Genomic DNA, 13,842 nt, shown 5'->3' with positions numbered 1-13,842 from the left:
TCGAAAGGATTTTCGAAATGAAGAAGCAGATCGCGGGCGCGGCACTGATCGGCGCCACTCTCGCCACCACCCTCATGTCCACCCCGGCCGCCCAGGCCGCCGAGACCGGGCCCCGCATCGGTGTCCTCGCCGGCGGCACCCTCTCGGTCAAGGAAGGAAACCTGTACGCCCCCTGGGTGAACCAGATGGGAGGCATCGCGAAGTTCGAGATCGACGGCAACAGAATCGGTGTGCTGACCACGGGCGGCGACGTCATGGTCAAGGAGGGCGACCTCTACGCCCAGTGGACCACCCAGCTCGGTGGCGCGAAGGACTTCCACCTGGCGGGCAACAGGATCGGCGTGCTGCGCAACGACGGTTCGCTGGCCGTGAAGGACGGCACGTTGTGGGCGGGCTGGACGGAACAGACCGGCGGTGTCAAGGACTTCGACATCACCTCCAACCGCATCGGCGTGGTCTTCAACAACGGTGAGGCGACCGTCAAGGAGGGCGACCTCTACGCCGGCTGGGTCAACCAGATGGGCGGAGCCGACAACATCGAGCTGGCCGGGAGCCGCATCGGTGTCCTGCGCTCCGACAAGGGCCTGGTCGTCAAGGACGGCACGCTGTACGAGTCCTGGACCGAGCAGACCGGCAACGTCAAGGACTTCGAGCTCACGTCCAACCGCATCGGCGTCGTGTTCACCAACGGTGAGGCGACCGTCAAGGAGGGCAACCTCTACGCGGGCTGGGTCAACCAGATGGGCGGCATCAAGGACGTCGAGCTGTCGGGCAACCGTCTGGGCCTGCTCCGGGACAACGGTTCGTTCGCGGTGAAGGAAGGCGACCTCTACGCGGCGTGGACCGAGCAGGCCAGCGGTGCTTCGGCGGCCGACCTCAGCACACCCGCCGTCACCACCGGCGGCGGCGTCACGCTGCAGGACCTGCGCAACATCTACGGCACCATCGGTGACGCGGCGACCGTTGAACAGGGCCTGGAGAGCCTGAACGCCGAGATGGTCCGCGGTGGCATCACCACCCCGGCGCGCAAGGCCGCGTTCCTCGCGACCCTGCGCAACGAGAGCGGGTTCCGCTACAACGCGCTGGAAGGCACCGGCCACACGTACCAGGGGCGCGGCCTCATGCAGCTGACCACCGAAGGCAACTACCGGGGCGCGGGCAACCACCTCGGCGTCGACCTGGTCGGCAACCCGGAGCTGGCGCGGAGCCTGCAGTACAGCGCCCCGATCGCCCGCTGGTACTGGACGGTGGCCCGCTCGGACTCCAACAACGCCGCTGACCACTACGACATGGGCCTGATCTCCCGCTACGTCGGCTACCTGGCCAGCTCGGCCGAGGACGCCGAACGGTGCAACGACTTCAAGTCCGCCCTCCGCTACTTCAACGGCGGCTCGCTCCCCGTCCCCGACTCCCAGATCACCTGCTACCGCCACTGACCCGACGAAAAAGGGCGCTTTCCCGGACTGGGGGTCCGGGAAAGCGCCCTTTGGTCGTTTCTAGCGGCGGTGGGTCAGGTCGCCCTGGGAGACGGACGGGGCCTGCTGGGTCCAGCCCGCCCAGAGAGTGCCCTCCTTGACCTGGAACGCGCCGTGCGACTGCCGGACGCCGATGCGGTTGCCGGCGAGCTCGATCTCGACGCCCTGCTCCAGCTGGTCGACCCACTGCGCGTAGAGGTCGCCGTCCTTGACCCGAACAAGGCCACCGCTGTGCACGACACCGATGCGGGTGGCCGAGACGTCGAAGTCCGCGACGTCGCCGATCTGCTCCGTCCAGTACGCGTTGGTCGCGCCGTCCTTCACGGCCAGCGTGGCGTTGTTGCGCAGCACGGCGATCCGGTTGGCCGCCAGCTCGATGTCCTTCACACCGCCCATCAGGTTGTCCCAGCCCGCGTAGAGGTCGCCCTCCTTGACGGTGGCCTCACCGTTGCCGAAGACCACACCGATGCGGTTCGGGGTGAGGTCGAAGTCCTTGACACCGTTGGTCTGCTCGGTCCAGCCCGCCCACAGCGTGCCGTCCTTCACCGCGAGCGAGCCGTTGTTGCGCAGGACGCCGATCCTGTTGCCCGCCAGGTGGAAGTCCTTGATCCCGTCCATCTGCGGCACCCAGTCCGCCCAGAGCGTGCCTTCCTTGACGAGCACCTGGCCGCCGGTGGTGAGCACGCCGATCCGGTTGCCGTCGATCTCGAACTTCGCCACAGCGCCGTGCTGGCTGGTCCAGCTCTCCCAGAGGTTGCCCTCCTTGACCGACAGCGTCGTGCCGGTCAGCACGCCGACGCGGCCGATCCTCGGCTCCAGGTACGGCTTGGCCGCCTCCCGCGCCACCGGCAGCCACTCCTGGTAGCGCTGCGTGCCGTAGCTCGCCTGCCACTTCGGCAGCCACTTCTCGCCCTGCGCCTTGTACATGTCGTGCGCGACCTCGGAGTTGCAGGCCGGGTTGAGGTAGCAGCGGTTGAGGCTGCCGTCGAGCGAGCCGATCTGGAAGAAGCCCTGGTCGAGCTGACCGTTGTCGTCGCGGTGGGTCGCGTCGGGCCGGCAGTGCGACTCGGTCATGCCGACCGCGATCGCCTCGACCAGCGCGTCACCGGTGAAGCCCGCCTGGTCGGCGTGGTAGGCGCAGCCCTCCGGGCCACTGGTCGGCTCGGCCAGCGCGACCGGAGCGGTGAGAGCGGTGAGAGCCGTGAGAGGCAGGACAGCAGCGGCGATCAGTGCGCACAGACGTCTGGACATTTGTGCCGGTCCCCCAGTTGAGATGCGGATGCAGGTGCCGCCGAAATCTAAGCAGCACACCTGCACGAAACCTGGACGATATGGTGGCGACCGTCATGGAGATCGGAATCCTGGGGTCGGTCGAGGTCTGGCACGACGGGGAGCGGCTGGCCGCCGGCGCTCCTCAGCAACGCTGCGTGCTCGCCGTTCTCGCACTCAACGCGGGCCACGGCGTGTCCGTGGAACGGCTCGCCGAGGCGCTGTGGGGCGAGGAGTCGCCCGGCGACTGGCGCGGCCTCGTGCACGGCTACGTCTCGCGCCTGCGCAAGATCCTCAAGCCCGCCGGCCTGGGCATCGTGCGGCGCTCACCCGGCTACGCACTCGACGCCGAGGTCGACCTGCACGTGTTCCGCCGCCTCGTGACGGAGGCCAGGGCGTCCGACCACCCGGCGTCCGGGCTGTTCAAGGCACTCGCACTGTGGCGCGGCACCCCGTTCGACGGCGTCGCCGGGTCCTCGGTGATCGACCGGCTGCGGGACGGCCTCGTGCAGGAGCACCTGAGCGTCGCCGAGGAGTGGGTCGAACGCGAACTGGAGCTGGGCCGCCACCGCGAGCTGGTCGGCGACCTCACCGCGCTCTGCAGCGCGCACCCGTACCAGGAGAAGCTGGTCGGGCTCTTGATGCTCGCGCTGCACCGCTGCGGCAGGCAGGCCGAGGCGCTGCGCCGGTACGACGAGTGCCGCCGGCTGCTGGCCGACGACCTGGGCATCGATCCCGGCCCCGAGCTGAAGTCGTTGTACGAGCGCATCCTGCGCTCCGACCGCGGCCTGAGCCTAGCCCTCGCTGACCCGGCGCCTGTGCCCGAACCGGCCGCGGCCACCGAGACCAGGGCACCCGACTCGCTCCCGTTCGACCTGCCCGACTTCACCGGCCGGGTGGACGAGCTGACCCGGTTGCTCGGCACGAGCGGCGGAATCATCTCGATCGACGGCATGGCCGGGGTGGGCAAGACCGCGCTAGCCGTGCGGGCGGGCCACGAACTGGCCGACCGCTTCCCGGACGGTCGGCTCTTCGTAGACCTGCACGGCTTCACCCCGTCCCGCGAGCCCGTAGACCCGCACGCGGCACTGGGCGTGCTGCTGCGGTCGATCGGCGTCAGCTCGCAGGAGATCCCCGCCGACGTGGACGAACGCGTAATCGAGTGGCGCACCGCGATGGCGGGCCGCAAAGCGTTGGTGATCCTGGACAACGCCGTGGACGCGGCGCAGGTGCGCGTACTCGTGCCGGGCTCCCCCGGCTGCGCGGTCATCGTGACCAGCAGACGCCGACTGCCCAATTTGGACGGTGCCGTCCCGCTCTCGCTGGAGGTACTGCCGCCGGCCGACGCCGAGCTCCTGTTCCGCCGAGTCGTAGGCGAGGACCGCGGTGAAGGAGTGGCAGAGCTGGTCGCTCTCTGCGGCTACCTGCCGCTGGCCGTGCGAATCGCGGGCGCCCGGCTACGCCACCGTCCCAGATGGACAGTCGCGGACCTCGTCGAGCGACTGCGTACCGAGCAACAACGATTATCCGAACTGGCAATCGACGACCGCGACGTAGCCGCAGCGTTCGCGCTGTCCTACGCCTACCTGGAGACCGAGCAGCAGCACGCTTTCCGCCTGCTAGGCGCACACCCCGGCGTGGACATCGACGCACACGCCGCCGCAGCACTGCTAGGCGTCAAACGCTTCGCCGCCGAGGACCTGCTGGAGGACCTGCTAGACCACCACCTGCTAGAGCAACGCGAGCGCGACCGGTTCCGGCTGCACGACCTGCTGCGCGAGCACGCGCTGAGCCTGGTGTCCGACACCGACCACCGCACAGAGGCAGACGCAAGACTGCTCGACTACTACCTCGCAGTAGCCGACCGCGCAGCGGACGCGTTGCAGCCGGGCAGAAGGCGCGCCGAACCGCAGATCGCACACCCGCCGACCTCGATGCCGGACGTCTTCACGTTGCCCACCGCATTGGCGTGGTTCACCGGCGAGCACCGCAACCTAAGCGCGGCCTTCGCACACGCCGTGCGCACCGAGTCCGGCCGTCACGTGCGTGATCTGCCCCGCCACCTAGGCCACTTCCTGATGATCACGCACCGCATCGACGAACTCGTCGCGCAGCAGGAGGCCGGACTGGCGGCAGTGCAACGGCTAGGCGACACGCAGGCGCAGGCGTTGAACATCTCGCAGCTAACGCTGACCTACTACATGGCGTGCCGCTACCGCGAGGCGATGACGTACGCGATGCGCAACCTCGACCTGGCCCGCGAACTGGCCGACGAGGTAGGCGAGGCGTACGCACTGGGAATCAAAGGCATGCTGCACCAACGACTAGGCGAGTACGCGCCGGCCCAAGAGTGCACCCAGATCGCCGCGGACCTCTACGCCGCCAACGGGAACTACCGAATGCTGGCGATCTGCATCGGCAACCTGGGCCGCATAGCGCTGGCGACCGGCGACCTGGACACGGCCTGGACGCACCTGAGCAAGGCGCTGGCGCAAAGCAGGGAGATCGCCGAACGCAGCGAGGAGGCCTCCGTGCTGTCCGGGCTCGGCGCGACGCTGAGCAGGCAGGGCGACCACGAGCACGCGCTGCGGTCGCTCTACGAGGGCCTGGAACTGGCGCGCGAGGTAGGCAACACCGACTACACCGTGCGCGGCCAGATCAAGCTCGCCGCCGGGCACCGCAGGGCAGGGCACCTGGACCAGGCGCTGGTGGTGGCCTCGGAGGTGGTCGAGGACCTGCGGCGCGGCTCGTTGGTCGATCACCTGGCGAGTGCGTGGAACGTGCTGGGCTCGGTGCAGCGGGAGCTGGGCTCGGCCGATGCCGAGGCCTCGTTCGGGCAGGCACTGGAGTTGGCGGGGCGGATCGGGTACCGGATCGAGGTGGCGCACGCGTTGCACGGGCTCGGGCGCGTTGACGAGGCTGCCGGGCATTACCGCGAGATGGGCGTGCGGCTGCCGAGCTGATCTTCCGGTGTCAGGCTCTGCCCGGGGCATGGCGATGATCGCTAGGGTCTCGTGGATGAACAGTCACGAAAGCCTGATTCCTCCGTACCAAGGGCTGATGTCACGCTATATCTCCAACTTCGGTACGCAGTGGCAGGTGTTCGCCCTCGGTCTTGCCGCACAAGGGTTCGTCGTCGGTGCTGCAAGTCAGGTCGTGGGTCGAGTGTTCACTTCCATCCTGCTCGCGTTGCTGATCCTGTTCATCGGCTGCGCCACGGTGATCAGCAGTCTGCGGATCAGTCTGTTCGCCGCGGTCGACCGGCACATGCTCGACGAGTACGAGAAGGTCCTCCTGGGGGAGGAATACCAGCATCTGCGGCTGCGGCACGCCAACACGTTGATCGAACGGGAAGAGCTTCTGTCCGAGGAGGTGCGACATCAGCTGCGCAGACCCTCCGGCGTTCGTGGCTTCGTCCCGACACGGTTGATCCGGGTGTTCGGGCCGACCTTGTGGTGGGTTGTGCTGGAAGGTGCCGTGTCGATCGTGGGCGCGTCGATTCCGATACTCGGGATCTTCAGGCTGTGAGCGGGAGGATTAAGATCAAGAATGAAGATGGCCTCTGACCTGTCTGTGCAGGTCAGAGGCCATTTTCTTAGGCGCCCCCGGCAGGATTCGAACCTGCGACCTCGGGATTAGAAGTCCCTCGCTCTCTCCACTGAGCTACGGAGGCTTGGGAGTCCGGAGCGGCCACGATGAGTGGTCGCCCGGTGCCCCCACCGGACACATCGTCCGGAGTCGATCGACTGTTTCCGCCCTACGTCCGAACGGGTGATCAAAACAGTCTAAACGTGATGCGTATCACGTTCGAGGGGCAGTCGACGCTCTCGGCACGAGTGAAACGTCGAGTCTCGTCGGCCTCGGCGGTCTGCCTCCGGCCAGTAATTTCAGTGCCAGCTCGCCGGCTCGGCGGCCCTTCTCGGCGAGGGGTTGACGCACAGTAGTCAACGGCGGGTCGCTGTAGGCCGCTTCGGGGACGTCGTCGAAGCCGACGACGGACACGTCCGAAGGCACTGAGAGTCCGAGGTCGCGGGCTGCGCGCAGGGCGCCGAACGCCAGTTGGTCCGACGCGCACAGCAGAGCGCTCGGCCGTGGCGTGCGGGTGAGCAACCACCGCGCGCCGAGTCGGCCGAGCTCGCGATCACTGCCGCGCGCCTCCCACACCGGAACATTGTCCGGTTCCACCCCGGCTTTTTCCAAAGTGTCGAGGTAGCCGCCCAGGCGGTCGCGGCTCACGCGGAACGGCACGGCCGAACGGCGCTCGAACGAGACCGGTCCCGATACTCCGTCCGGGTGCAGCGCGAACGTCAGCACGCCGAACCGCGAGTGGCCCAGCCCCAGCAGGCACGACGCGGCGAGGGACGCGCCCGCGTAGTCCTGCACCTCGACGCGTGCCGAGCCCGGCAGCACCGGCTGGTCGATCACGACGAGCGGCAGCCCGCGGGCGGCGACGGCGTCCAAGGCAGGCGCTGAGTCCGGCAGTGAGTACGCCACCATCACGTCTGCCTGTGTGCGCGTCACGATCGATGGTCGCGGACCGCCCGTGGCGTCACCCGGCATCAGCACGAGGCTGTGGTCGTGGCCGTCGACGGTGGAGGCGAGCCCGTCGAGCACGATCGACAGCGCCGGATCCGAGAACGCGCCGGACAGGCCCTGCGGCAGCATGAAGCCCACGGCTGCCGACGAACGGGTGGCCAACGACCGTGCGACAGGGTCGGGGCCCGCGTAGCCGAGAGAGCGCGCCGTCTCGAGGATGCGTTCGCGCAACGACGACGACAGCTGGTCGGGCCGGTTGTACGCGTTGGACACGGTTGCCCTGGAAACCCCGACCGCTGCGGCGACGGTGTCCAGCGTCGGCCTGCGTCGGCGGTCGGAGTCCACGGGAAGCATCGTATGCGAGGGGTCACCGTGAAATCGCTGGCGCGACTGAAGCGCTTCAGTCATGCTGAAGCGCATGTCTCCGCGCCTGGCCACGTTCGTCGTCTTCCTGTTGAACGGCGCCGTCTTCGGCACTTGGGCCGCCCGCGTGCCCGCGCTCGCCACGCAGATCGGTGCCGAGGAAGGCAGCCTCGGCCTGGCACTGCTCGGGGCGAGCATCGGCCTTGCCGTCACGGCGCCGTTGGCCGCACGGCTGTGTGCGGTGCACGGGTCGCGTGGAGTCCTCATCGCGAGCAGCCTCCTCGGGCCGTTGCTGTTGCCCGTGCTCGCGCTGACGCGGTCACCGCTGCAGTTCGGCCTGAGCCTTGTCGCGCTGGGCGCGAGCGTTGCGGCGATGGACGTGTCGATGAACGTCGCCGCGGTGACGGTCGTTCGTGATCTGCAACGGCCGCTGATGCCGCAGTTCCACGCGGGCTTCAGCTTCGGCGGCCTCATCGGTTCGTTGGGCAGCGCCGCCGCCGCTCAGGCGCAGTGGACGCCCATGAAGCACTTCCTCACGGCCGCGGTCGTCGGTCTCGTCGTCACCGCGCTCATCGCGAAGAAGATCCCCGGAGGAGTGGGGGAGCGCCATCGGGAAGAAGTCACCGAACGCGCCAACGTGCTCAAGAGCCCGGTCCTCTGGCTGTTGGCGACCGTCGCGCTGTGCAGTGCCATCGCGGAAGGGGCGGCGGCGGACTGGTCGGCGTTGTTCATGGTGCGTGAACGCGGCATGGGCGATGCGGCAGGCGCATACGCCTACGCCGGCTTCTCCATCGCGATGGCGCTCGCACGGTGGTTCGGTGAGCCGATCCAACGCACTCTGGGGCCACACCGCCTGCTCGCATCCGGCGGTGGCGTTGCCGCAACGGGTCTGGCGCTCGCGGTCGCGGTTCCGTTCCCCGCGGCGGGCTACCTCGGGTTCGGCCTGGCCGGGCTGGGGCTCGCGTTCTCGTTCCCCGTGGTCATGGACCTCGCGAGCGAGACCGGCAAGCGCGCGGACGGCAGCGGTGGTGAGCGCGAGCTGGGCCTCGTGACGACGATCGCCTACACGGGATTCCTCGCCGGCCCGCCGATCGTTGGCGGGCTCGCGCACGTGAGCTCGCTGGTGCTGTCGCTCGGGTTCGTGGCGTTGGTCACGGCGCTGATCATCCCGGCGACGTGGCTGGCCAAACGCGCTACGAAGCAGCCGGTAGCCGCTTGAGAGCGTCTCGCGCGATCGGCGCCAGCAGGTCGCGGGCCTTGGTCTCGGTGGCGTCGCGAATGCCGATCGCCAGCATCAGGGACTCGGTGCGCGTGACCGCGATCGTGGCCGTGCACACCATGTCCTTTTCCTGGGCGCCGCAGCTGAGCCACGTGGCGTGCTTGCTGGTCTCGACCTCGCGCCCCTTCTGCTGGATCTTCTTCGACTCGTCGAACGACCGGTAGGGGACCGCCGCCACCACGTAGGCGTTCTCGTTCAGCGTGTAGAGGCACGAGTTCGCCATCTCGGCGCGCGGTGCCGGCTTGAACTTGAGCGTGCCGACCGGTTTGAGGTCGTTCTCCGTGACGAGCACGCACGGGTCGACGTTCGCGGTCTTGCGTGGCGTCGCGATGGCCGGACCCGGCGGCAACGGCTCCGCTACGGGTTCGCCCTGGATGCGGTACGAGCAGCCACCCACGAGAAACAGAGCGACCAGCAGAAGGAGAGAACGGCTCACACGGCGCAACACTAGAGGGTCGTAGGCTCCCGGACGTGGCAATCGAACGCTCCACCAGAACGGGATTGGTGCCCCTCGTCGTCATCGGCTTCGCGATGGCGGCGATCGTCGCGGTCGCGCTGAGCGCGCTGTCCGGCAAGCCTCCGGTGGGGCTGCTGGTCGTGCGGGTGCTCACCGAGACCGGCGCGGTGGTGACCATCGGCTCGTTGCTGCTGGCGGCGTTCCTCGTGCCACCGCAGAAGTCCGGCACGCTGGCGGCCGACGGGTACGCCGCCCTGCGCACCGCCGGCTGGTTCGCGATGGTGTGGCTGGTCGGCGCGGTGCTGTCGGTTCCTTTCACCACCGCGGCCGCGATCGACCGGCCGGTCAACTCGTTCACCTTCAGCCAGATGATGGCGACGTCGATGCTGCTGGAGCAGTCCAAGGCGTGGCTGCTGACGGCGATCATCGTGAGCTTGCTCGCACTGGCCTGCCGCCTGGTGCTGTCGTGGGCGTGGGCGACGGTCCTGCTGTTCCTGGCGATCTTCGCGCTGGTCCCGGTCGCGGTCACCGGCCACTCGTCGTCCGGCGGCTCGCACGACATGGCGACGAACAGCCTGTTGTTCCACCTCATCGCCGCGGTGCTGTGGGTGGGCGGTCTGATCGCACTGCTCGCGCACGGCCGGCGTGGCGGTGCGCACATGGCGCTGGCGACCACGCGGTACTCGAAGATCGCGCTCGTCAGCTGGATCGTGATGGCCGTCTCTGGCGTGGTGAACGCGCTGGTCCGGGTGACGCCGACCGACCTGGTCACGTCCACCTACGGCTGGCTGACGCTCGGCAAGCTGGCGTGCCTGCTGCTGCTCGGCGTGTTCGGCTACTTCCAGCGCGAACGCGGCGTGAAGGGCGTGGTCGAAGGCCGGCCGCAGGCGTTGCTCAAGCTCGCCGGCGTCGAGATCGTGCTGATGATGTTCACGATCGGGCTGGCCGTGGCGCTCGCCCGCACGCCTCCTCCAGCGGGCAGCATCGAACTGCCCAGCCGCACGGAGATCGCGATCGGCTACGACCTCGACGGGCCACCGACCCTGGCGCGCATCCTGTTCGACTGGCGCTTCGACCTGATCTACGGCACGGCCGCGCTGGCCCTCGCTCTGCTGTACGTGGTGGGCGTGCGCAAGCTCGCCAAGCGCGGCGACAAGTGGCCGGTCGGCCGCACCGTCGCGTGGCTGTGCGGCTGCTTCTCGCTGTTGTTCGCGACTTCGTCGGGCATGGGGCGGTACTCGCCGGCGATGTTCAGCGTGCACATGGAAGCGCACATGGTGCTGTCCATGCTGACGCCGATCCTGTTCGTCCTCGGTGGACCGGTCACGCTGGCGTTGCGCGCGTTGCCGGTCAGCAAAGAGGTGCCGGGGCCGCGAGAGTGGGTGCTGGCGTTCGTGCACTCACCGGTCGCGCGCGTGCTGACGAACCCGTTCGTGGCGTTGGCGTTGTTCGTCGGTTCCTTCTACGCCTTGTACTTCTCGGGGCTGTTCGAGGCCGCGCTGCCGTACCACTGGGCGCACCTCGCGATGAACGCCCACTTCATCCTGGCCGGGTATGTCTTCTACTGGCCCGTGATCGGCGTCGACCCCGCACCGAACAAGCTGCCGCCGCTCGGCCGGTTGGGGTTGTTGTTCGCGTCGATCCCGTTCCACGCGTTCTTCGGCGTCGTGCTGATGAGCTCCGCGAACGTCATCGGCGACCAGTTCTACAGCAACCTCGCGCTGCCGTGGGTGCAGAACCTGCTGGAGGACCAGCGACTCGGCGGCGGCATCGCGTGGGCGGCGGGGGAGATCCCGTTGCTGGTGGTGATGGTCGCCCTGCTCACGCAGTGGGCGCGGCAGGACGGCCGGGACGCGAAGCGGCTGGACCGCAAGGCCGACGCCGATGGCGACGCCGACCTCGAGGCCTACAACGCGATGCTCCGCAAGATGGCGGGTAAGGACTAGATCGACAGCGGTCGGCGGAAGCCGCGGACCGCGAAGAACGCGCCGATCGCCGCGATGGCGCCGCTCGTGATCAGTGCCCCGGCCACACCCGTGACGGGGTGGGCGAGGGCGAGGCTGCGGGCGGCGTCGACCGCGTAGGTCAGCGGGTTGACCTTCGCGATCGCCTGCAACCAGCCGGGCAGGCCGTTGACCGGCACGAACGCGCTGGACGCGAACATCAGCGGGAACATCGCGAGGAAACCGACGGTCTGCATCAGCTCCGCCTTGCGCACCCACGCCGCGATCGCGATGAACACCCAGCTCAGCGCCCATCCCACGACCAGGGCGAGGCCCAGGGCGGCGAGCGTGCCGAGCATGCCGCCGTCGGGCCGGAACCCGAAGACCAGCACGCCGAACGCGATCATCAGCACGAGCTGGAACGCGGTCCTCACCGCGTCGGAGAGGTTGCGCGCCAACAGAACCGTGCTCGGCCGGATGGGCAGCGAACGGAACCGTGCGAGCACACCGTTCGACATGTCCTGCACGAGCCCGATGCCGGACGCGAGAGAGGACTGCATCGCGGTGTTCACGAGGATCGCGGGCAGCAGGTAGTTGATGTAGCTCATGCCCGGCGGGAAGTTCGCCGTGGACGTGATGCTGCCGAAGATCTGGCTGAACAGCGTCAGCATGATCAACGGCTGCAGGATGCTGAAGAACACCAACGCGGGTGTCCGCAACAAAGCTCTGAGTGAACGGCCGGTCAGCACGAACACCTGTGTCGGGTAGCTGCTGCCGTGCCAGGTCAAGGTCGCCATGTGTCCCCCTAGTTCGCGGCGAGTGTCAGGTAGACGTCGTCCAGAGTGGGCTCGGCGAGGCCGATTTCGTGAGCCTCCAAGCCGTTGTCGTCCAACGCGCGCACGACCGTCGCGAGGTCGCGTGACGCGTTGACGGGCGTGGTGAGCGTGAGGCCCTCGGCAACCGGGTGGAGCCCGACCGCGTTGATCGCCTTCAGCGCGGTGTCCACTTCGGACGCCGAGTCGAGCGTCACGGTCACCGTGCGCTGGCCCACCTGAGCCTTGAGCTCGGCGCTCGTGCCGGACGCGACGACCTTGCCGTGGGACAGCACGGTGATCGTGTCGGCGAGACGGTCGGCCTCGTCGAGGTACTGCGTCGTGAGCAGCACGGTCGTGCCGTCCGCGACGAGCTTCTCGATGACCTCCCACATGGCGAGCCGGGCGGCCGGGTCGAGTCCGGTGGTGGGTTCGTCCAGGAACAGCACCTCGGGGCGGCCGACCAGGCTGGCCGCGAGGTCGAGCCGGCGCCGCATGCCGCCGGAGTACGTCTTGGCGTTGCGCTTCGCGGCATCGGTGAGGTCGAACTGCTCCAGCAGGTCGTCCGCACGCAGGTGGGCCTGCTTGCGGCTGGCGCCGAGCAGGCGGGCGATCAGCACGAGGTTGTCGTGGCCGCTGAGCTGCTCGTCGACGGCGGCGAACTGGCCGGTCAGGCCGATGCGGCTGCGGACCTCGTGGCTCTGCTTCACGACATCGAAGCCCGCGACTCTCGCGTTGCCACCGGACGGCGGCAGCATCGTCGTGAGGACGTTGACCAGCGTGGTCTTGCCGGCACCGTTGTGGCCGAGAAGGCCGAGAACGGAGCCCTTCTTCGCGGTGACGCTCACGCCGTCGAGGGCGATCACGTCACCGAACCTCTTGCTCACGTCTGTTGCTTCGATCATGAGCTCACTCATTTGTCTCCCCCTTTGAGTGCGCCGTGCAGGAAAAGTTCGACGATGGCGGCGGGTTCGGCGGCGGTCTGGCCGAAGCCCGAGCCCATGCGGTTGGTGAAGACGGCGCCGAGCAGCACCCGTGCGGCGAGCTCGTGGCTGACGCGCAGCTCCGCGTCGCCGAACAGGCCGGCGACGGCATCGGACAGCTGTTGCATGCCGATCGGCGGTCCCTTGTGCTTCTTGTGGTCCTCATCGCGCGGCTGGTAGCCGGACTCGCGCAATGCGCCGATGACACCCCACATGCGGTCGAGGTATCCGCTGAACGTGGCGACGCCCGAGGTCAGCCGCTGCTCCAACGGCACGTCCGCCGGGATCGCTTCCAGGAGAGCGACCTCTTCGTCGGAGTGCAGTGCGCGCTGGATGCACGCGTCGAGCAGTTCCGCCTTGTCCTTGAAGACGCGGAACACCGTGCCTTCCGCGATTCCGGCCGCGGCGGCGATCTGGCTGGTGGTGACGTTCGCGCCGGCCTTCACGACGAGCGGCATCGTCGCCTGGACGATCGCTTCACGGCGATCTTCCGGGCTCATCGCGGGGGCGCGGCGGCGGCGTGGTTCCTCTGACACGTCCGCAACTGTATGAGTGAGTCCTCACTCATGTCAATGAGTGGGCGCTCACTCACTCGCTTGGCTCGAGTGCCGCACTAGCAGATGGGTCCGACAATTTCGCCGTTCGAGGCGCTCCAAGATCCCGACCTGTCCACAACCCGCGAGTAATCCACAGATCCGCGTCCGCCCCGCCCACCCCGCCCGCCC

Annotated in this window: 11 protein-coding genes and 1 tRNA gene; 5 read left to right on the top strand and 7 right to left on the bottom strand. The window is 68.4% G+C overall.

Going from position 1 to position 13,842, the window contains the following annotated elements; translation table 11 throughout:
- Window positions 1–17: 17 nt before the first annotated feature.
- Window positions 18–1,436, top strand: coding sequence for a glycoside hydrolase family 19 protein (locus tag ACIA8G_RS18935; RefSeq protein WP_396419842.1), 1,419 nt, complete (start codon window positions 18–20; stop codon window positions 1,434–1,436).
- A 60-nt stretch (window positions 1,437–1,496) separates the two neighbouring features.
- On the opposite strand, the gene ACIA8G_RS18930 is transcribed toward ACIA8G_RS18935, so the two are convergent.
- The gene (locus ACIA8G_RS18930; protein ID WP_396419840.1) at window positions 1,497–2,726 is read right to left on the bottom strand and encodes a hypothetical protein; all 1,230 of its coding nucleotides are present in this window, start codon (window positions 2,724–2,726) and stop codon (window positions 1,497–1,499) included.
- A 95-nt stretch (window positions 2,727–2,821) separates the two neighbouring features.
- On the opposite strand from ACIA8G_RS18930, the gene ACIA8G_RS18925 reads away from it, so the two are divergent.
- Complete coding sequence (locus ACIA8G_RS18925) at window positions 2,822–5,707, top strand: BTAD domain-containing putative transcriptional regulator (RefSeq protein ID WP_396419839.1); 2,886 nt, start codon at window positions 2,822–2,824, stop codon at window positions 5,705–5,707.
- A gap of 55 nt (window positions 5,708–5,762) precedes the next feature.
- Complete coding sequence (locus ACIA8G_RS18920) at window positions 5,763–6,272, top strand: hypothetical protein (protein ID WP_396419838.1); 510 nt, start codon at window positions 5,763–5,765, stop codon at window positions 6,270–6,272.
- Window positions 6,273–6,344: 72 nt separating this feature from the next.
- Here the strand turns inward: ACIA8G_RS18920 and ACIA8G_RS18915 are convergent.
- Window positions 6,345–6,417: transfer RNA gene (locus ACIA8G_RS18915), tRNA-Arg, on the bottom strand.
- Between the two features lie 128 nt (window positions 6,418–6,545).
- Window positions 6,546–7,634, bottom strand: a complete 1,089-nt coding sequence (locus ACIA8G_RS18910; protein ID WP_396419837.1) for a LacI family DNA-binding transcriptional regulator — start codon at window positions 7,632–7,634, stop codon at window positions 6,546–6,548.
- A gap of 64 nt (window positions 7,635–7,698) precedes the next feature.
- On the opposite strand from ACIA8G_RS18910, the gene ACIA8G_RS18905 reads away from it, so the two are divergent.
- Window positions 7,699–8,862, top strand: coding sequence for an MFS transporter (locus tag ACIA8G_RS18905; protein WP_396419836.1), 1,164 nt, complete (start codon window positions 7,699–7,701; stop codon window positions 8,860–8,862).
- Here ACIA8G_RS18905 and ACIA8G_RS18900 read toward each other — a convergent pair.
- Entirely contained in the window at window positions 8,837–9,358 is a 522-nt protein-coding gene (locus ACIA8G_RS18900) for a hypothetical protein (protein WP_396419834.1), read from the bottom strand. The genes ACIA8G_RS18905 and ACIA8G_RS18900 overlap by 26 nt on opposite strands.
- Before the next feature lie 95 nt (window positions 9,359–9,453).
- Here ACIA8G_RS18900 and ACIA8G_RS18895 point away from each other — a divergent pair, with 95 nt between their 5' ends.
- The gene (locus ACIA8G_RS18895) at window positions 9,454–11,325 is read left to right on the top strand and encodes a cytochrome c oxidase assembly protein (protein WP_396420540.1); all 1,872 of its coding nucleotides are present in this window, start codon (window positions 9,454–9,456) and stop codon (window positions 11,323–11,325) included.
- Here ACIA8G_RS18895 and ACIA8G_RS18890 read toward each other — a convergent pair.
- From ACIA8G_RS18890 to ACIA8G_RS18880, 3 genes are read right to left on the bottom strand one after another with little or no spacing between them, the layout of a single operon-like run.
- Window positions 11,322–12,119: an ABC transporter permease gene (locus tag ACIA8G_RS18890; RefSeq protein ID WP_396419833.1), complete on the bottom strand. Its 798-nt coding sequence runs from the start codon at window positions 12,117–12,119 to the stop codon at window positions 11,322–11,324. The genes ACIA8G_RS18895 and ACIA8G_RS18890 overlap by 4 nt on opposite strands.
- Window positions 12,120–12,127: 8 nt before the next feature.
- Window positions 12,128–13,051 carry an ATP-binding cassette domain-containing protein gene (locus tag ACIA8G_RS18885; RefSeq protein WP_396419831.1) on the bottom strand — a complete coding sequence of 308 codons (924 nt, stop codon included), beginning with the start codon at window positions 13,049–13,051 and terminating at the stop codon, window positions 12,128–12,130.
- On the bottom strand, window positions 13,048–13,653 hold the full coding sequence (locus ACIA8G_RS18880) for a TetR/AcrR family transcriptional regulator (protein ID WP_396419830.1): 606 nt from the start codon (window positions 13,651–13,653) through the stop codon (window positions 13,048–13,050). The genes ACIA8G_RS18885 and ACIA8G_RS18880 overlap by 4 nt, the downstream gene beginning before the upstream one ends.
- Window positions 13,654–13,842: the final 189 nt, after the last annotated feature.

It is taken from the genome of Lentzea sp. NPDC051213, assembly GCF_044455585.1.
GTDB lineage: Bacteria > Actinomycetota > Actinomycetes > Mycobacteriales > Pseudonocardiaceae > Lentzea.
This window is presented reverse-complemented; position numbering and strand designations above follow the sequence as displayed.

Excerpts from the sequence above, each read along its gene's own strand:
- ACIA8G_RS18930 (WP_396419840.1), bottom strand. The coding sequence starts at position 2,726 with ATGTCCAGACGTCTGTGCGCACTGATCGCCGCTGCTGTCCTGCCTCTC.
- ACIA8G_RS18885 (WP_396419831.1), bottom strand. The coding sequence starts at position 13,051 with ATGAGTGAGCTCATGATCGAAGCAACAGACGTGAGCAAGAGGTTCGGT.
- ACIA8G_RS18890 (WP_396419833.1), bottom strand. The coding sequence starts at position 12,119 with ATGGCGACCTTGACCTGGCACGGCAGCAGCTACCCGACACAGGTGTTC.
- ACIA8G_RS18920 (WP_396419838.1), top strand. The coding sequence starts at position 5,763 with ATGAACAGTCACGAAAGCCTGATTCCTCCGTACCAAGGGCTGATGTCA.
- ACIA8G_RS18910 (WP_396419837.1), bottom strand. The coding sequence starts at position 7,634 with ATGCTTCCCGTGGACTCCGACCGCCGACGCAGGCCGACGCTGGACACC.
- ACIA8G_RS18905 (WP_396419836.1), top strand. The coding sequence starts at position 7,699 with ATGTCTCCGCGCCTGGCCACGTTCGTCGTCTTCCTGTTGAACGGCGCC.
- ACIA8G_RS18925 (WP_396419839.1), top strand. The coding sequence starts at position 2,822 with ATGGAGATCGGAATCCTGGGGTCGGTCGAGGTCTGGCACGACGGGGAG.
- ACIA8G_RS18895 (WP_396420540.1), top strand. The coding sequence starts at position 9,454 with ATGGCGGCGATCGTCGCGGTCGCGCTGAGCGCGCTGTCCGGCAAGCCT.
- ACIA8G_RS18935 (WP_396419842.1), top strand. The coding sequence starts at position 18 with ATGAAGAAGCAGATCGCGGGCGCGGCACTGATCGGCGCCACTCTCGCC.